General features: G+C 38.9%; 17 protein-coding genes. 12 read left to right on the top strand and 5 right to left on the bottom strand.

Annotated elements, in window-relative coordinates; translation table 11 throughout:
* The first annotated feature begins 8 nt into the window (after positions 1–8).
* Positions 9–716, top strand: coding sequence for a GntR family transcriptional regulator (locus VEIS1202513_RS08630; protein ID WP_024064500.1), 708 nt, complete (start codon positions 9–11; stop codon positions 714–716).
* 84 nt (positions 717–800) lie between these two features.
* Here the strand turns inward: VEIS1202513_RS08630 and VEIS1202513_RS08625 are convergent, their stop codons facing one another.
* The gene (locus VEIS1202513_RS08625; protein ID WP_213467320.1) at positions 801–1,190 is read right to left on the bottom strand and encodes a helix-turn-helix domain-containing protein; all 390 of its coding nucleotides are present in this window, start codon (positions 1,188–1,190) and stop codon (positions 801–803) included.
* Between the two features lie 151 nt (positions 1,191–1,341).
* Here VEIS1202513_RS08625 and crcB point away from each other — a divergent pair, with 151 nt between their 5' ends.
* Together crcB and VEIS1202513_RS08615 are read left to right on the top strand one after the other, a co-directional pair.
* Positions 1,342–1,722 carry a fluoride efflux transporter CrcB gene (gene crcB, locus VEIS1202513_RS08620; protein WP_213467319.1) on the top strand — a complete coding sequence of 127 codons (381 nt, stop codon included), beginning with the start codon at positions 1,342–1,344 and terminating at the stop codon, positions 1,720–1,722.
* 242 nt (positions 1,723–1,964) lie between these two features.
* Complete coding sequence (locus VEIS1202513_RS08615) at positions 1,965–2,945, top strand: molybdopterin-binding protein (RefSeq protein ID WP_213467318.1); 981 nt, start codon at positions 1,965–1,967, stop codon at positions 2,943–2,945.
* Between the two features lie 630 nt (positions 2,946–3,575).
* Here VEIS1202513_RS08615 and VEIS1202513_RS08610 read toward each other — a convergent pair.
* From VEIS1202513_RS08610 to VEIS1202513_RS08600, 3 genes are read right to left on the bottom strand one after another with little or no spacing between them, the layout of a single operon-like run.
* Positions 3,576–3,806 (bottom strand): hypothetical protein, encoded by a 231-nt coding sequence (locus tag VEIS1202513_RS08610; RefSeq protein ID WP_005385164.1) that lies wholly within the window; start codon positions 3,804–3,806, stop codon positions 3,576–3,578.
* 9 nt (positions 3,807–3,815) lie between these two features.
* The gene (locus VEIS1202513_RS08605; RefSeq protein ID WP_213467317.1) at positions 3,816–4,652 is read right to left on the bottom strand and encodes a metallophosphoesterase; all 837 of its coding nucleotides are present in this window, start codon (positions 4,650–4,652) and stop codon (positions 3,816–3,818) included.
* Between the two features lie 55 nt (positions 4,653–4,707).
* On the bottom strand, positions 4,708–5,481 hold the full coding sequence (locus VEIS1202513_RS08600) for a DUF4931 domain-containing protein (protein ID WP_213467316.1): 774 nt from the start codon (positions 5,479–5,481) through the stop codon (positions 4,708–4,710).
* Positions 5,482–5,598: 117 nt separating this feature from the next.
* On the opposite strand from VEIS1202513_RS08600, the gene VEIS1202513_RS08595 reads away from it, so the two are divergent.
* From VEIS1202513_RS08595 to tnpA, 6 genes are all read left to right on the top strand, one after another.
* Positions 5,599–6,120: an 8-oxo-dGTP diphosphatase gene (locus VEIS1202513_RS08595; RefSeq protein ID WP_213467315.1), complete on the top strand. Its 522-nt coding sequence runs from the start codon at positions 5,599–5,601 to the stop codon at positions 6,118–6,120.
* Between the two features lie 102 nt (positions 6,121–6,222).
* Complete coding sequence (mutY, locus tag VEIS1202513_RS08590) at positions 6,223–7,320, top strand: A/G-specific adenine glycosylase (RefSeq protein WP_213467314.1); 1,098 nt, start codon at positions 6,223–6,225, stop codon at positions 7,318–7,320.
* Between the two features lie 16 nt (positions 7,321–7,336).
* The gene (locus VEIS1202513_RS08585) at positions 7,337–8,518 is read left to right on the top strand and encodes a metallophosphoesterase (protein WP_213467313.1); all 1,182 of its coding nucleotides are present in this window, start codon (positions 7,337–7,339) and stop codon (positions 8,516–8,518) included.
* A gap of 633 nt (positions 8,519–9,151) precedes the next feature.
* Positions 9,152–9,397, top strand: coding sequence for a hypothetical protein (locus VEIS1202513_RS08580; RefSeq protein ID WP_213467312.1), 246 nt, complete (start codon positions 9,152–9,154; stop codon positions 9,395–9,397).
* Between the two features lie 326 nt (positions 9,398–9,723).
* Complete coding sequence (locus VEIS1202513_RS08575; RefSeq protein WP_213467311.1) at positions 9,724–10,134, top strand: hypothetical protein; 411 nt, start codon at positions 9,724–9,726, stop codon at positions 10,132–10,134.
* Positions 10,135–10,370: 236 nt separating this feature from the next.
* Entirely contained in the window at positions 10,371–10,832 is a 462-nt protein-coding gene (gene tnpA, locus VEIS1202513_RS08570) for an IS200/IS605 family transposase (RefSeq protein ID WP_005380067.1), read from the top strand.
* Positions 10,833–11,026: 194 nt separating this feature from the next.
* On the opposite strand, the gene VEIS1202513_RS08565 is transcribed toward tnpA, so the two are convergent.
* Positions 11,027–12,382 carry a class II fumarate hydratase gene (locus tag VEIS1202513_RS08565; RefSeq protein WP_213467310.1) on the bottom strand — a complete coding sequence of 452 codons (1,356 nt, stop codon included), beginning with the start codon at positions 12,380–12,382 and terminating at the stop codon, positions 11,027–11,029.
* 160 nt (positions 12,383–12,542) lie between these two features.
* Between VEIS1202513_RS08565 and VEIS1202513_RS08560 the strand changes: the two genes are divergently transcribed.
* The 3 genes from VEIS1202513_RS08560 to VEIS1202513_RS08550 all read left to right on the top strand — a co-directional run bounded on the left by VEIS1202513_RS08560 (position 12,543) and on the right by VEIS1202513_RS08550 (position 16,760).
* Positions 12,543–13,481, top strand: a complete 939-nt coding sequence (locus VEIS1202513_RS08560; protein ID WP_213467309.1) for an IS30 family transposase — start codon at positions 12,543–12,545, stop codon at positions 13,479–13,481.
* A 343-nt stretch (positions 13,482–13,824) separates the two neighbouring features.
* Positions 13,825–15,906, top strand: coding sequence for an OPT family oligopeptide transporter (locus tag VEIS1202513_RS08555; protein ID WP_213467308.1), 2,082 nt, complete (start codon positions 13,825–13,827; stop codon positions 15,904–15,906).
* An 11-nt stretch (positions 15,907–15,917) separates the two neighbouring features.
* On the top strand, positions 15,918–16,760 hold the full coding sequence (locus VEIS1202513_RS08550; protein WP_213467307.1) for a polysaccharide deacetylase family protein: 843 nt from the start codon (positions 15,918–15,920) through the stop codon (positions 16,758–16,760).
* Positions 16,761–17,049 lie beyond the last annotated feature (289 nt).

Genomic DNA, 17,049 nt, shown 5'->3' with positions numbered 1-17,049 from the left:
GGATATTAATGGGACGACAAGATTCTAAAGATAAATACAAATTGTCCGCTGTGGACTCCATTGAAAGATTACCACTTAGTGAACAAGTTTATTTAACATTAAAAACAGCTATCTTAACAGGCGAATTGATGCCACAAGAAAAGCTTAACGAAGTAAAAATTGCAGAACAATTGCAAGTGAGTGCTACACCTGTTCGCGAAGCATTCCGTAAATTGGCTAAAGATAATCTCGTAGTTATCGTTCCTTGGAAGGGTGTTACTGTAAAGGCGGATACTCCTGAAGAGATTATTGCATTGTATCAAGTGCGTGAAGTAATGGAAGGCCTTGGTGCGAGACTTTGTGCCCGTCATGCGACAGATGAACAAATTAAAGAGTTGCGTGAAATTTGCAAAGAAATGCATGAAATTGAAGAAGCTACAGAACGCGTTGAAGTAAACAGTCGTTTCCATACTATGATTGCTCATTATTCAGGTAATGAACGCGTTGTAGAATACTTAGCGAGCTTCCGTGAACGCGTTAACCGCGACATGTACATTAGCTCTTTTAATGCAGTGCGTACCCATGATTGCGACGATGAACATGATCATATCGTAGATGCTATTGAGCGTCATGATGAAGTGGCAGCAGAAACTGCTATGCGTCAGCATATTAATAATGCATTTATCTTCAAAAAAGCAAATGCTGAAGTGCAACACAAAAAACTTAATGAAGTATAATGCCTATTGTTGGCATGCTTAATGAAAGGCTCCGCCGTTGGCGGGGCCTTTTCTGTACGAGCGTTAACACTGTATTTGATTAGCTTAACTTAGCTTTGGCTTAACTTTAGTTAGCGCACTGTTTCTCGTATGACTTAGAAATTCTAATCGTTTATAGTGTGACGTAAGATGAGCATTGCAACTTTTATAATCTATGATACGCAACCTTACAAGCTGACCTACATCAATTTGGAATGCTTGAGCGATTTTAAATAAAATTTCTAAAGACATGCCGGATATGCCTGTGCCACACTCTAGCTTACTCAGATAACTGCGACTAATCCCAACGTGGCGTGCTAGCTCGTGTTGGGACATATTTAGAGATATGCGAATGTTGGCAATTTTATGACCTAAACACACATATTGATGTTGTAAAAATGGGTCTTCGTAGGTATTTATTCGCAGCTCAGTTAACGGTGTTGTTAGAGGTTTCATAGGGATTCCTTTCTTTTCCCTGCTCTCTAAATATAGTATACTGAGACTGTTGGTCGTTGACTAATATAGAAAACTAGATATTTATCGGTTATTTCAGATAATTACACGGATTGTGAAATCGTAGGATACTACTGTAAGTATAGGAGGCAATATGGAAAAATACATTGCAGTTGCCATTGGTGGAGCTGTTGGTGCGTTGTGTCGCATGGCTCTTGGCGAATGGGTTATGACAAAGGTGAGTTCCTTTCCATATGGAACGGTTGTAGTAAACCTCATTGGTTGCCTCATTATTGGCCTTGTACTAGGTCTATATATGCAAAAGCCAGATTTATCGCAGTTGGCGAGATTTTTCCTCGTTGTTGGTGGACTCGGTGCATTTACAACATTTTCAACCTTTGCCTTTGAAATGTTACAACTCATGATGACAGAGTCTTATGTACAAGCTTTATTCTATGGCTCTGTACAAGTTGTAGGGGGCTTAATCCTTTGCTGGATTGGTGTACTACTTGCGCGTATACTCGGTGCGATCTGATCTTACTGAATAAGGTGACTTGAGTTACAGCATATATAAAGCTATTTTTATATGATTAACACATAAGACTATTTAGGTCTTATTCGGAAGATATTTATAAACTAATTTGCAAGAAATTCAGAATAGGATTAGGTACATTTTGTTGTTATAACATACATTGTATAGAATTCAGAATTTAAAGTTTAAATATAATTTTTGGTCTAATACAGTACACAGAATTCTAGATTATAAAGGGAGATATTATGAAATCCATTAGAACACAAGATGCCGTGGGGCATGCATTAATACATGATTTAGTACGCATTGTCATAGGAGAGGTGAAAGATACGCCATTCCGTCGTGGCCATGTTATTACGGAAGAGGATATTCCGAAATTACTAGACCTTGGTAAAGAGCATATCTTTGTGATGGAACCTGAGGATGAAGGATTCTTGCACGAAGAGGACGTGGCACGTGCTTTGTACAATATGGCAGGTGGCGAAAATATGCACGATGGACCTATGGCGCAAGGTAAAATCGAAGCTATTGCGGACGTAGACGGTCTCTTTAAAGTTGATGTAGAGCGACTACATGCTATTAATAGCATTGGCGAGCTTACTATCGTAACGAGATTTAATAATACACCGGTGAAAGTAGGCGATAAATTAGCGGGCATGCGTTGTATTCCATTGTTATTAGAGGAACAACAAGTGGAGGATGCGAAGAAAATTGCTAATGGCAAGCCTTTACTTAATGTTAAACCATTCGTACGCAAAACAATGGGCATTGTTACTACAGGTTCCGAAGTATTTGAAGGCCGTATTAAAGATGCTTTCACCCCAATCATTGAGGAACGTTGTGCAGAGTTTGGTGTAAATAAAGTAGCCCATGAAATCGTAACGGATAATACAGACGATATTGTAGCGGCTATCGATAAGGTAAAAGCAGCTGGTGCTGATATTATTTTCTGTACCGGAGGCATGAGCGTTGACCCTGACGATTTAACACCAGGGGCCATTAAACGTTATGCAGATCGCGTAGTGACATACGGATTACCTGTGTTGCCAGGTTCTATGGTTTGTATTGCTTACTGTGCTGATGGTACACCGATTCTTGGCGTTCCAGGTGGCGTATTATTTAGCAAACCAACGGCATTTGATGAAATCTTGCCACGCCTCGTAGCAAATGATGAAATTACTAAAGAAGACTGCATTCGCATGGGGCATGGCGGATTCTTGGGATAATCCTTTTATGGAACATCTAAAAACTGTATAAGTCCATACAAAAAACGGGTAGATATCTACCCGCTTAAGTGGAAAAATAAGGTGAAAAATGAGTAAGATTATAATATTAGGAAATATATTTATTTTGGCATCTATAATTTCTGGTATAGCCTTATATAAACTTGAAATTCGTAAAACTGCTATTAATGAAGAGTATGAATATATAAAAAAACATAGAGTTTTTGGTAGTTTAACAAAATATTTATCTATTATTTCTCTTATAAGCTTAATACTACTAATTCTTAAAATTATAATTGATAGGGATTATAAAGTAATTGTAAATTATGGAAGTGTTTGGACTATTTTTACACTGATTACACTGTGTACAGGCTATTTTCAAAAACGAGATAGCTTATATTATAGGCGTGGACTTATTGCTATATTTTCGATGTTAATGTTCATTGCTGTCTGTATATATGCGTTTAGACGGATATTATTTTAAATAGGAAATGCATATAAAATATTAAGAAAGACTAAGATTATACAAATCTAATTTGTCCTATAACCATCTAATTTTCTTGATGTTTTCACATTTTAAAGGGGTTACAATTAATGCGTTATCACCGCATTTAGTTGTAACCCCTTTTTCTATTAAAATGATTTTTTTCCTAGTGTAGGATGGCTACAACGTTTTAGTGTTAATGTGTCAATCATGTGGACCGCTTCGTCCAATGTGATATCCTCACGCTTTGTCGGTGTTTCTAGGACCGCCAAAGGATGGTCTGTGCCTACTTCACCAGAGGGCAAGTAAATATATTCTTGGTTGATAGTATCACCAAAGATATATCCTGCTTGTAAATGTTCTTTATGAATGCGACTCATGGTCTCTCCTTACATAATTTCTTTCAGTCTAAAGTCTAGGTAATCTGCAGACACTAGCTCTAATTTAGTAGAACCAAATTCCTTTGGAATGCGCTTAAAGGATATTTGATCGTGTAAATGTCCAAAGATACAAGTATCTACATTGTATGTCTCCATGAGTGCTGTAAAGCCTGAAGGATTGTTGGACTCATTGAACGGAGGGTAGTGCAACAATAACAGTTTTGTTACTGGTGTGTTGTCTATATCTATTGCTGATAGATAGGCCTTATCAGAATCTGTTGTATCAGCCTTATTAAGATTTGTTATATCAACCTTTGCTTCAGCAGTAATTTCTTCTCTTAGTATGTCTACAGCTTTATCCATTTCTTGTAATGCTGCTTCGGTACGTATCAGTTCTCTATCGTAAATGGATTGGTCTGTTTCAGGAGTGAAATGGGAGTCTCCAGGGCAGAGGTAGGCCCGTGTTCCACCAAAGGCAATGATGCGAGGGCCTTCTTCTGTTTGAATAAGCTGTGCTGTACCATGACCTTGCAAGAAGGTGATAGCATCGCCCATGAGGTTTCGCATCTTGTTGGCAGAGGCCCACCAGTAATCGTGATTGCCTCGAATCATATATTTCTTACCCGGCATGGATGCGATTTCTTGTAAGTCGCAAGCCGCTTCATCTAGGCGAAGAGCCCAACTCATGTCACCTACGAGAAAGACTATATCTTCATCTGTTACACGGTCGATCCAATCTTCCTTGATGCAGCTCCAGTGGTTATCCCAATGGGGACCAAAAATATCCATCGGCTTCGTCGGAGGATTGCCAGATAGATGGAGATCGCCGATGGCAAATACTTTCATAAACATCCTTTCAAATATATCATCAAAATTATTTAGATACAATTTGTATATTAAACTATTTAGAGGCGTGGAAGTACGGCGCAATGTCTTGAATAATTTTTGCAGCTCGTTCCTCGTCGCAAGTTTGAGGAATTTTGTAACCCACGTAAAGTGGTGTTGTGACATAACGGGCTACTACCTTGATATAGTCGTAGCCGTCTTCAAGATTATATACAAAATAGTTATAGGATTGGCTATAATTGGCGATGCTGCGCAATACATAACGCAATACTTGCTGTAATCTTAGCGCTACGGAGCGCACAGGTGCATCTGGTTTAAAGCGTATATTGTACTCGAAGAATCCAATGATGGGCTGCGTGGACAAGGTGATGCGCACATCTTGATCCTCGTGTAAGAGCCAGCCCTCCATATTTTGAGCTGTAATATCTTCGTGGTAATCGTAATCTTCTAGGCCTATGATTTGGCTGTGAGGATGACGAATGGAACCACCCGACATATAGCCATGGTTTTTAAAGAATAATACGGATTTGAATTCTTTCCGTTTACGTGTTTCGCGCCATTTATCAAGGCCGAATTGGAGAATACGAGCTGCTTCATCAGCCGGCAAGGTGGAAAACTCACCTTCGTCCGTTTCTGTTTCAATAATAACCGTGGGCCATGTTTTATCTAGTACAGGATATTTGTTCATGAGCCAAATGATATGACCCGATGTATCTAGGATATCCGTTAATTTTGAACGATCACAGAAGGGGCAGCGCACTTCTTCGTTCCGAATATTAACAGGCTTTGTGCGCCCTAGTGCGATGTTAAATCGTAGTGGTTTATTCATCATGTGCCTCCTTCCGTATAAGAAAATCTATACTCTTAATCATACCATAATTAGCCCATTCGTACATGAAATAATGGTATAATAATAGGGTATTATTTTAACGATTAAGGAGGCCCTATGAAACCGACGACGCTCGTATTTCCTATTGATGAACAAAATCGCATATTGCTAGGTCGTAAGAAACGTGGTTTTGGGGCTGATAAATATAATGGATTTGGCGGTAAACTCGAGGCTGGTGAAAGCTTCCGAGACTGTGCTATTCGCGAATTATTTGAGGAATCTGGACTTCATGGTCGCCCAGAAGATTTAGAATGTGTGGCTGCTTTTGATTTTCAATTTCCTTTTGATGAAAGCTTAACCCATGTAGGTTATGTATACTTTTTGCGTACTTTCACAGGCAATGTAGAGGAAACAGACGAAATGGAACCTCATTGGCTAACGATCGATGAAATTCCCTATGAGCACATGTGGGATGGTGACCGCCAATGGTTGCCGATGCTGCTAGAAGGCAAGAAGTTAAAAGGGCCTATCGTATTTGGCCGAGACAACAGTACGGTAGATAAGATGGATCTGACCACTGTGGATACCGTTCTTGAAAGCGAACACTTGGCGCGCATTGATCTGTATATTAATGGATAATCTGTACCTTATTGGCTGCAACATATATGCAATATGCTTGTGATATGTCTATAGTCAAGAAAGTGGTATTAGAGTCCTAAGTTTATAATATTTTGAGGTAATATGACTGATAAAAAGAACCCTAAGTGGGTGCCACAGCTATTGGCGTGGTATGATGTGCATAAACGGACATTGCCGTGGCGCGATTGCGGAGACCCTTATAAGATTTGGGTGTCCGAGGTGATGAGCCAACAGACGCGCATTGAGGCAATGAAGCCCTACTATGACAACTGGATGCGTTTATTCCCAACTTTAGAGGATTTGGCAAAGGCGTCTGAGGATGAAGTTGTTCACGCTTGGCAGGGTCTTGGTTACTATAGCCGTGCTCGTAATTTGCGCCTTGGTGTAAAGGACGTGGTGGAAAACTACGGTGGTATTGTGCCCCGTGATCGTAAGACAATGGAGTCCTTGAAGGGTGTAGGATCTTATACAGCTGGGGCCGTGCTATCTATGGCGTACAACGAACCAGAGGTAGCTGTAGACGGCAATGTGCTGCGTATTTACGCTCGTTTATATCGCATCTTTGATGATATTTTGAGCACTAAAGGTAAGAAGGCTATAACTGCTATTGTAGAGGAAACATTACCTCACGATCGGCCTGGTGATTTTAACCAAGCCTTAATGGATTTTGGCTCTGCCGTGTGCATTCCAAAAACTCCGCGCTGTGGAGAATGCCCTATTGTAAACATGTGCGAAGCATACCAACATAAGGATACGGACAAATTACCTGTGCGTATCAAGAAAACGAAGGTTGTAGAGGTGCCTCTATTTGTAGGCATCTTGCAATACGAAGACTACTACCTATTGCATAAACGCCCGAATCGTGGGTTGTTACGGTCCATGTGGGAATTCCCTTCGGTGGAAATGGTATCTGCCTTTGACGAAGGTGAACGAGGCCTTGAAGAATTAGTTAGGGACCTAGGTTTTGAACTAGCTTTACAACCTGTCTTAGTAAAAGAAATAACACATATTTTCTCTCATAGAAAATGGTTTATGAAAGCATTCCGCGGCGATTTGACGTACGCAGGAGATGCTAAAAATATAACGATCGGAGTCATCCAAAAGCAATTGCCAAAGGACTGGATGCTCATCAAGCGCGACGAGTTCGCCGATTATGCTTGGGCAGGTCCTCATGGTAAATTGACGGAGATGGCAAAATAATTTGTAGGAGCAATGAATGAGAATTCTATTTAATATCATTTTTTCTGCTATCCTTGTAATAGGATTGGTAGGATTTTGGGCGCTTTTCCTCAATTTGTGGAAGCCTAAAAAGAAATGGCCTGCTTGGGTGGGTTATATAATTATTATCGGTGCGTGGTTCGCTGCCATCCGATACTATATACTCAATCAAGTGGATCTATACGGAACGATGTATTATCCGTTGATGAATCTATTCCGTACTGAAAGTTACGGTTTTCTCTTTGGCCTATTCTTGGCTATTCCTGTATTCATCGTCCTAGGTTTACTATACTGGGCGGTTAATAAAATTTGGAGCAAAACGCCAGAGGAAAATAGAACAGGCCGTCGCGCCTTCTTTAGAACGGCAGCCACAGTGGTGCCATTAGCAACCATAGGCGGTTCTAGCTATGCAGCCTATGTAGGTCAACATGAGATTGAGGTTACTCATGAAAGCTTCGGTTATACAAACTTACCGCCTGGGTTAAAGGACTATAAAATCGTTCAACTCAGCGATATTCATGTAGGGCCAAGCATAGACTTAGATGATCTTGATGAAATTTTAAAGCTCGCCCTTGTAGAAAAGCCCAATCGCGTTGTTATTACTGGTGACCTCATCGATAAAATCGCTTGGTTGCCTCAGGTTTGTGAAAGACTGACAACCTTTGCAAAACAAATTCCAGATGGTGTAGATTTTATATTAGGTAACCATGAGTACCATCACGATGTGAATAAGGTACTAGATGAACTGAAACACAATACACCGATGAATATTCTTGTGAATAGCAATATTCAAATTATGGGTGGAAAGCAACCGGTATATATTGCTGGTGTTGCGTACGACAATGATCGGGAAAAAGAAAAGCGTGAAGCCATGATTGATAAGGCTTTATCCGGTATTCCCGACTATGCCTTTGTTATTCTATTGGCTCATCACCCTGAATTCTTTGAAGAAGCCATTGAACGTAAAATTCCGTTGACCCTCTCTGGTCATACCCATGGTGGACAAATCGTATTCATGGGCATGTCGTTGGTACCAACAGGTACACCATATACAAAAGGGCGCTACGTAGAAGAACAAAGCGTGTGCTACGTTAATAATGGTACAGGCCACTGGTTCCCAATCCGTATCAACTGCCCACGAGAAATTACAGTCATTACATTCTTTGATGGAGTGGCTTAGGTCAAAAGTTATGCTCCTTATAGGGATACAATCATGTATAATAAATCCTTTATCCATAAATTTCTTATATGTACCATTCTACTTGTGCTATTTGATATCTCTCTACTCTACGATATGACAGCGGATATATATAAAGGATATCTTAAAATAGCAGTACTAGTAGCAGTTGGATGCCATTTAGATCTATACCTGGAACTCAGTAAACAAGAAGAACTGATAATACAGGCATTCAAGAATGATACATTTAACGAGACCTATGAACTGCTAACTACGAAAGATATGATTTTCATCCTATCTTTGATGCTGTTAATGACTATAAACCTTATAAAATATTAGAAAACCATAGGGTACAAATAAAAAGAGGTATTGTATGTGAAAATACAATACCTCTTTTTATTATATGAACTTATATGATAATTGTGATATATTAGAGTTAAAAATTTGATTGTGTTGATTAAAGAAGAGAGTGCATTATTTATATTTTATGACAGCTATATTATTGTGGATGATATTTAATTGAATGATTGATTAGATTGAAGCATTGATATGGTAGGGCTATTTTATAGGTGTAGATTAATGTATAGTAAATTTTTTATCTACAGAGTTATTATATGTACTATTCCGCTTATTCTTATGGATATAGCTCTTATCTGCTCAATGATAACTGGTGGATACGAAGGAAATTTAAAAGCAACAATACTAGCGGTGATAGTATTGCACATAGTTTTATATATATTAAGTCGTAAACAAGTAAAGTTATTAATGCAAGCATTTAAGCAAAATGGATTTAAAGAGATTAATAATGTATTCAATATGAAATATGTTTTTATAATCGTATTTTTTATAATATTAATAGCTATAAAACTTATGAGATATTAGAATAGTAAAACGTAGGATATAAAAGAGTATTTATATAGAGTTTTTTGTTTTGTGGGAGCAGTAAAGTGAAAGGTATTTTTAAGTTTTTATTTTATAGTATTATAATCGTAGCTATTATATTTCCTATAGTTCAGATTTTATATCGTCTTTTAAATGGTATTCCAATTGATGAATTGCTAAGTTCATTACCATATGTATATCTTGGTGTATTAATTTTTTATGCTTTAGGTTTTCTTTTTATTAAGTATGTATTGAAGTCATAATTTATAAATAAAAGTCCCGATACTATATCGTATCAGAGCTTAAGACAGATGAGGTAAGATATAATGAATAATATATGGGTTCCAGCTTATAAAATTTTGTCTAATACTACTTTTTTGGATATAACCTCTTTTAATTATGATTTAGATAGTATTAAGTTGATTTTAACTGATGTTAATAATAAAGAGTTATCTGTAGAGGCTAATGAAATAATAAATTTCTCCTATATTAATGAGCAAGCCTTATATTTGAATGAATTTAACTTTACCTCAGCTGTAGATAGAAAGGACTTTCCACATCATTTTTTCTATAAAGTTACTAACTCTACATTAATAGAGCAATTAGTGCATGATAGTGCAAATCTTTTAAACGCCAATGATCTAGAACATTTTTTGATACGTCTTTCTGACGGTTTGTTTAATATTGTATGTAGAAGTGGTAATTATAAAATTAGCGAAATAAGTCGACATGTTTAAGAAGAATCGTAATTAGTATTTTTTACTATATTAATTTATTAATAAGAACCCCCGATACGCTTTCGTATCGAGGGTTCTTTCCGTTATTGTCTTTAGACTGGTTCGCGACGTAGTCGCGAATCATTAAACCACCCGCTATGCGGGTGCGGCAACGAAAGTTATACAAAAAAATCACCTTGCTTAAGTATAATGTAGGTGTTCAAGCCGCATTATATGCAAAAGAAAGGTGATTTTATATGGCAACAAAGACACAGAGCCTTGCGCACACAAAATGGTTATGCAAATACCACATAGTATTTACACCTAAGTATAGACGTAAAGTTATATATAATCAATACAGAAATAGTTTACGTGAAATATTGAGACGTTTATGTGAATATAAGGGCGTCAAGATTATAGAGGGGGAGCTTATGGCTGATCATGTGCATATGCTAGTATTAATCCCGCCTAAAATATCAGTATCATCTTTTATGGGATACTTAAAAGGGAAAAGTGCACTAATGATGTTCGATAAACACGCAAACTTAAAGTATAAATTTGGAAATAGACACTTTTGGTCCGAGGGTTATTATGTTAGTACAGTAGGTTTAAATGAGGCTACAGTAAAGAAATATATACGTGAGCAAGAGTTACATGACCAAATGAAAGATAAACTTAGTGTAAAAGAATATGAGGACCCTTTTAAGGGTAGCAAGTAATACACATCCCCTTTAAGGGGAACGTTACGAGTCAATGGCTATGCGGCTTGAACGTAGTGAAAGCCAGCGCCTTTAGACGCTGGCCTAGTACTACGGGCTTATAGCCCGTGAGCAAACCACCCGTTTTACGGGTGGTTCTGATTTCATTTGAGGTATGAGAGGATGTTACAGATATGTCATAGAGATGAGAGATTTTATTTCATGCGAACTGCTTCAGCGAATTCGCCTTCGGTCATGAGTTTTTCTTCCAAGATAATCTCTTTAATAGAGCAACCGCGTTTGTACGCTTCTTTTACAACCTTAGCACTCTTATCGTAGCCGATGTATGGTGTTAAGGATGTAGCGATCATGAGGGATTGTTCTACAAAGAAGTTGAGTTTTTCTGGTACAAATTCTACACCGTCGATACAGTGTGTTGTGAAAGAATTCATCGCATCTGCAAGGAGGCGACAGCTTTCAACAAAGTCATAAATCATGATAGGCATGTACACGTTCAATTGGAACGCACCGCTACCTGCACAGATGGTCATAGTCGTATTGTGACCGAATACTTGGGCGCATACCATGGTCAAGGCTTCGCATTGTGTAGGATTTACCTTGCCTGGCATGATGGAGGAGCCCGGTTCATTTTCAGGTAGATGCCATTCGCCATAGCCACAGCGAGGACCAGAGCCTAAGAAACGGACATCGTTGGCGATTTTAAATAGCGTTGTAGCCAATGTGTTAAGTGCACCGTGGGCCATCATAAACGCATCTTTTAGGGAGAGCCCTTGGAATTTGTTGTTCTTCACGCGGAATGGAGCACCTGTTACCTCTGGCAATACAGTTTCCATAACGTCTAGATAGCCTTTAGGCGTGTTTACACCGGTGCCGACTGCAGTGCCACCAAGGGCTACATCGAGTAGGTAGTCAGCGTTTTGAAGGAGCATAGTTTTAGCAGTTTTTAAGCCGTCCACAAAGGCGCTAATTTCTTGGTCCACCATGATGAAAGTCGCATCTTGTAGGTGAGTACGACCAACCTTTTGTAAGCCTTTTCCTTTTTCTTGTAATTTTTCAAAGGATGCGATAAGGCCGTCCAATGCAGGGATTACCCGTTTTGTAATTTCAAAGTATCCACAGATATGCATTGCCGTAGGGAATGTATCGTTTGTACTTTGGCCGCGGTTTACATCGTCGTTAGGATGGAGCGGGTTGCTTTCATCTAACTGTTTAGCCCGGTGAGCGATTACCTCGTTCACATTCATGTTGGTTTGTGTGCCAGAACCTGTTTGGAATACGGTTAACGGGAACTCATCATCCCATTTGCCGTCTACGATCTCATCAACTACTTGAGCGATGAGTTTCGCTTTTTCCTCAGTTACTGCGCCACATTTTGCATTGGTTAAAGCACATGCTTTTTTTACAAGCGCAAGCGCTTTGATTTGTTCAATAGGGATACGGTGGTCACCGATCTTAAAGTTATTGAACGAGCGTTGCGTTTGAGGTCCGTAAATTCGTCTAGCGTCGACTTCGACTGGTCCCATTGAATCGTATTCAATTCTTGTTTCCATAATGTTTACAACCTCCTTAAAAGACATGCCGACCTTACTGTCGGTTCTTTTTTATTATATGATGAATTGTAAAATATATTGCGACAAATAAAAAGACTCATATTGGAGATCTCGTGTAAAATGTAAATAACCACAAATACATGACACGGAGGTCTCTAATATGAGCTACATACATCTTACCATAGAAAAACGAAGTCAAATAGAAGTTTTACGAAAAGAAGGATACTCTGTTCGTAGAATTGCTAGCTTAATCGGTGTCCACCATTCTACTGTAGCAAGAGAATTAAATCGCGTTAAAGGTGAATATTCTGCGATTAAAGCTCAACAGTTAGCAATTAGTAAGTCTGCTAATAAAGGTAGACCAACAAAGTTAACCCCTCAATTAGCGGCTTTAATTGAATCCAGGTTACAACAAACTTGGTCTCCAGAAGAAATAGTTGGTTCTGAATTAGTTGGGGTTCTAAGCTTTAAAACAATATATTCTTGGATCCATCGTGGTTTTCTTGCTGTAATAGAGAAAGTACTTCGCCGGAAAGGAAAAAAGCCCGGCACACAGGAAACCCGTGGACGCTTCAATGTTAAAAGGACCATTAAAGAACGACCTCAAGAAGTTGAAAACCGGGAGATTTTTGGTCATTGGGAACTAGATACAATGGTTTCTTCCAGAGGTCAAAGCAAAGGCTGTTTAGCTACATTTGTTGAACGTAAAACACGATTCTATGTGGCCATAAAAATGAATGATCGATCTAAAGATTCTATGTTTTTAGCTATTAGTTCTCTGTACAATACATTAACCAGCAAATTACTTAAAACCTTTACGGTGGATCGTGGTAAGGAATTTGCTTGCTATGAACAGGTTGAAAACGAGTTTGGAATCCCCATGTATTTTGCCGATGCCTATGCAGCATGGCAACGAGGTTCTAATGAAAATAGTAATGGTTTACTTCGAGAATTTTTTCCTAAGAAAACCGATTTAACTAAAGTTACACTAGATAAACTAACAGAAGCATTAATGTTGATTAATAATCGACCTAGGAAATGCCTTGGGTTTAAAACACCATTTGACATGTTTAAACATGAGATTAGAAAATTGATTTAATTTTGTCGCATTACTTATTGCAATTCATCATATGCTAAAAAAAAGAAAAAATATAATAGAAAATGATAATAAATACCAATTAGATATAATTAAAGGGGTATAATTACCTTTACACATAGTATTCTTATACAGATGAGAGCTTGAATGATCTGAAATGTCTATACTTATTGAATGATAATGAGGCACAATCTGGAAGGGTAGTTTTTTGTACATAGTATTTTCTGCCGTGTATACATAGTCAGAAAATAGGGATTTTTATTGTCAACATCGCTTTAACACGATAAAATGGAAGTAGCTTATTATATTGTTGTAAGCTCTAGTTTCACAGAGGAGGTAAGTACTTATGAAACATGACTTTATGAGCCATGACCTTCATCTGCCGGAACTGACACTACGTGGGATGCTACTTGGTGCATTAATTACTGTTATTTTTACAGCATCTAACGTATATCTCGGTTTGAAGGTTGGTTTGACATTCTCGTCATCCATTCCGGCAGCCATTATTTCAATGGCAATTTTACGTTTCTTCAAGGATTCTAACGTTCTTGAAAACAACATGGTACAAACACAGGCTTCCGCAGCCGGTACTTTGTCCGCAATTATCTTTATCTTGCCAGGTCTACTAATGCTTGGCTATTGGAATGGTTTCCCATTCTGGCAAACATTCTTGCTCTGCGCATGCGGTGGTTCCCTTGGTGTGTTATTCACCATTCCATTGCGTCGTGCCATGGTAGTAAATAGTGATCTACCATATCCAGAAGGACGTGCAGCAGCAGAAATTTTGAAAGTTGGCTCTCACAATGCTGGCGAGGGATCTCAATCTAGCTCCGGTATGGGTGACATCGTATCCGGTGGTTTGGTAGCTGGTCTTATCAGTCTTTGTGCGAACGGCTTCAAAGTGCTTGGGGACAGCATGAGCTTCTGGCTTCCTGTAGGTAGCAAGGGTATTACTCAAATTCCGTTGGGCTTCTCTACAGCGTTGTTAGGTGCTGGTTACCTTATCGGTATCGCTTCTGGTATCGCTATCCTAGTTGGCGTACTCATCGCTTGGGCTGGCTTTGTACCTTACTTGACTAATATGCTTGCTCCAGACGGCGGTGCTACAGCTAAATTTGCTATGGCTGTTTGGAAATCTAAAGTTCGTTTTATTGGTGCTGGTGCTATCGGTATCGCAGCGATTTGGACTTTGATTACATTGATCAAACCTATTATCGAAGGTATGAAAATTTCTGTTAAATCCATGAACAGCAGTTCTAGTGAACGTGCGTTGCATCGTATGGATACAGATATGAGCACAAAATCTGTTATCATCGTGTTCGGTATCATCCTTTTAGGTTTAGTTCTTACATTCTGGGACTTCGTATCTGCAGTACCTATTAGCGCGGGCTTAATGTGGACACTTGTTATCGTAGGTGTTCTCGTAGCATTGCTAATCGGCTTCTTCGTAGCTGCTGCATGTGGTTACATGGCAGGTCTTATCGGTACATCTGCATCTCCAATCTCTGGTATTGGTATCTTGGCGACTATTATTTCTTCTTTAGTGGTGTACTTCATCGCTTCTGAAAATAACTTGTTCGCTACAGAAGCAGGCGTACAATTCGCTACAGCTATGGCTATCTTCATGACATCCGTAGTTATCGCCATTGCATCTATTTCTAACGATAACTTGCAAGACTTGAAAACAGGTCAACTCGTTGGTGCTACACCTTGGCGTCAACAAATTGCGTTGTTACTTGGCTCTGTAGCTGGTGCAGTTGCAATTGCTCCTGTTCTTAACTTGCTTTACCAAGCATATGGCTTCACAGGTGCGTTACCACGTGCTGAAATGGACCCTAATGCTGCATTATCCGCTCCACAAGCAACTTTGATGACTACAATTGCTCAAGGTATCTTCAGTTCCAGCATGGATTGGGATTACATCTTGATTGGCGTTTGTGTTGGCGTAGTAGCAATCATCGTTAACTTGATTCTTAAGAGCACAACAGCTTCTTTAACATTGCCTCCATTGGCAGTTGGCATGGGTATCTACTTACCTCCAACATTGGAAGTGCCACTCATCTTAGGTTCTTTCATTAGCTATTTCGTAGGCCGTTACCTAGTGGCTCGTGCTAAAATGCGTGCTGGCGAACTCGCTGAGTACGATGTTGAACAATCTAACCGCCGTGGCGTTCTCTTCGCTTCTGGTTTGATTGTTGGTGAAAGCTTGATTGGTGTAATCATAGCTGTTATTATTGTATTGTCCGTTACAACTGGTGGTGGTGAATCTCCACTTGAATTAGTAGGCCCTGATTTTGAAAGCACAGCACAATGGTTAGGATTGCTTGCATTCATCTTCTCTGGTTTATACCTTGTTCGTCGTGTTGTAACTCACAAATTCAATAAAGAAGAAGCTTTAGCAATGAAAGCTGAGCAAGAACAACAATAAGAGGTTAAACAATGAAATTAAAACAGTCTGTACTCATCATGATGGCTGCTGCATTGCCAGTAGTATCTTTCGCAGCAAGCGAAATTCCTGTAACTAAAGACACTGCCACAGTGCAAACAGTTCAAGCTGATACGAATAAAGTAAATCGCAACGATTTAACATACCGTATCTCTAGTACTGCTACACCAGAGCAAAACCGTGCGTTGCGCTCTGTAGCATCTAAGGTTGATCGCGATGCAGTTGAAGTAGTAGCACCTAATGCGGACCGCTATATGGACCGCAAAGAGGTGGCTGTATCTCCAGTGGAATCCACTACAGATCATCTTGATCTAGTGTTCCCAACAGTTAAATCTGTTAGTCCAATTGTAGAAAAAGCAATCAATAATACTATCAAAAAATACGTTGCCAAAGTACAAAACGACGTAGAAAAAATGAATGCCAAAGACGCTGATAAAACAAATGTGGTTATGTACTACGATGTTAAAACAGATAAAAATGGTATCTTCAGTGTATTGATTCATACGTACACAATGCGTGATCGTGCTGCTAATGGCGTCAACTATGTAAAAGGCTTCACATTCAACACTACAACAGGTCGTCAATTATCCTTGTATGACCTTGGTGGTCTTAACAAAAAAGAATTAGTGAATGCTATCGAGAATAATCAAGATGTGAAAAATCAATTGGGCGGCGAAGTAAACATCGATAAAATGCCTACTGAATTCTACACAACTGATGATTATTCTGTTGTAATGGTATTACAACAAGACGTGGATACAATCCACAGTGCAGGTACCGTATATGTACCAGTTGGTAACTTACGTGACCGCCAAAATGATGTGACAAAAAAATAATCGAACTGTGTGAATTCGATTATGTGTGTATAGTAACAGCTGTTTTATTGTGAGAGGAACCGCTCCTTCGGGGGCGGTTCTTTTTTGCATTATAGGTCTTATAATAGGGGTTATAGGACAAAAAGTGTTGCTGTTAATGCCGATGGAGGTAGTTAAATACTGGCTCTATCGGCATTTTATCTTTTTGAGTAACTTTTACATATAGGACAAAAAGTGTTGCTAAAAAGTCTGAACTCCCTTGATTTTACTGACTCAAATAAGGTTTTATCTTTCTAGAAAGATATATTTT

This window comes from Veillonella orientalis, assembly GCF_018406505.1.
Lineage (GTDB): Bacteria > Bacillota > Negativicutes > Veillonellales > Veillonellaceae > Veillonella > Veillonella nakazawae.
Note: the sequence above shows the minus strand (reverse complement) of the source record. Positions and strands in the feature narration are given on the sequence as shown.

Coding starts and splice junctions, on each gene's coding strand:
- VEIS1202513_RS08625 (WP_213467320.1), bottom strand. CDS start 1,190: ATGAAACCTCTAACAACACCGTTAACTGAGCTGCGAATAAATACCTAC.
- VEIS1202513_RS08575 (WP_213467311.1), top strand. CDS start 9,724: ATGAATAATATATGGGTTCCAGCTTATAAAATTTTGTCTAATACTACT.
- crcB (WP_213467319.1), top strand. CDS start 1,342: ATGGAAAAATACATTGCAGTTGCCATTGGTGGAGCTGTTGGTGCGTTG.
- VEIS1202513_RS08630 (WP_024064500.1), top strand. CDS start 9: ATGGGACGACAAGATTCTAAAGATAAATACAAATTGTCCGCTGTGGAC.
- VEIS1202513_RS08615 (WP_213467318.1), top strand. CDS start 1,965: ATGAAATCCATTAGAACACAAGATGCCGTGGGGCATGCATTAATACAT.
- mutY (WP_213467314.1), top strand. CDS start 6,223: ATGACTGATAAAAAGAACCCTAAGTGGGTGCCACAGCTATTGGCGTGG.
- VEIS1202513_RS08595 (WP_213467315.1), top strand. CDS start 5,599: ATGAAACCGACGACGCTCGTATTTCCTATTGATGAACAAAATCGCATA.
- VEIS1202513_RS08555 (WP_213467308.1), top strand. CDS start 13,825: ATGAAACATGACTTTATGAGCCATGACCTTCATCTGCCGGAACTGACA.
- VEIS1202513_RS08600 (WP_213467316.1), bottom strand. CDS start 5,481: ATGAATAAACCACTACGATTTAACATCGCACTAGGGCGCACAAAGCCT.
- VEIS1202513_RS08550 (WP_213467307.1), top strand. CDS start 15,918: ATGAAATTAAAACAGTCTGTACTCATCATGATGGCTGCTGCATTGCCA.
- VEIS1202513_RS08560 (WP_213467309.1), top strand. CDS start 12,543: ATGAGCTACATACATCTTACCATAGAAAAACGAAGTCAAATAGAAGTT.
- VEIS1202513_RS08580 (WP_213467312.1), top strand. CDS start 9,152: ATGGATATAGCTCTTATCTGCTCAATGATAACTGGTGGATACGAAGGA.
- VEIS1202513_RS08605 (WP_213467317.1), bottom strand. CDS start 4,652: ATGAAAGTATTTGCCATCGGCGATCTCCATCTATCTGGCAATCCTCCG.
- VEIS1202513_RS08610 (WP_005385164.1), bottom strand. CDS start 3,806: ATGAGTCGCATTCATAAAGAACATTTACAAGCAGGATATATCTTTGGT.
- VEIS1202513_RS08565 (WP_213467310.1), bottom strand. CDS start 12,382: ATGGAAACAAGAATTGAATACGATTCAATGGGACCAGTCGAAGTCGAC.
- VEIS1202513_RS08585 (WP_213467313.1), top strand. CDS start 7,337: ATGAGAATTCTATTTAATATCATTTTTTCTGCTATCCTTGTAATAGGA.
- tnpA (WP_005380067.1), top strand. CDS start 10,371: ATGGCAACAAAGACACAGAGCCTTGCGCACACAAAATGGTTATGCAAA.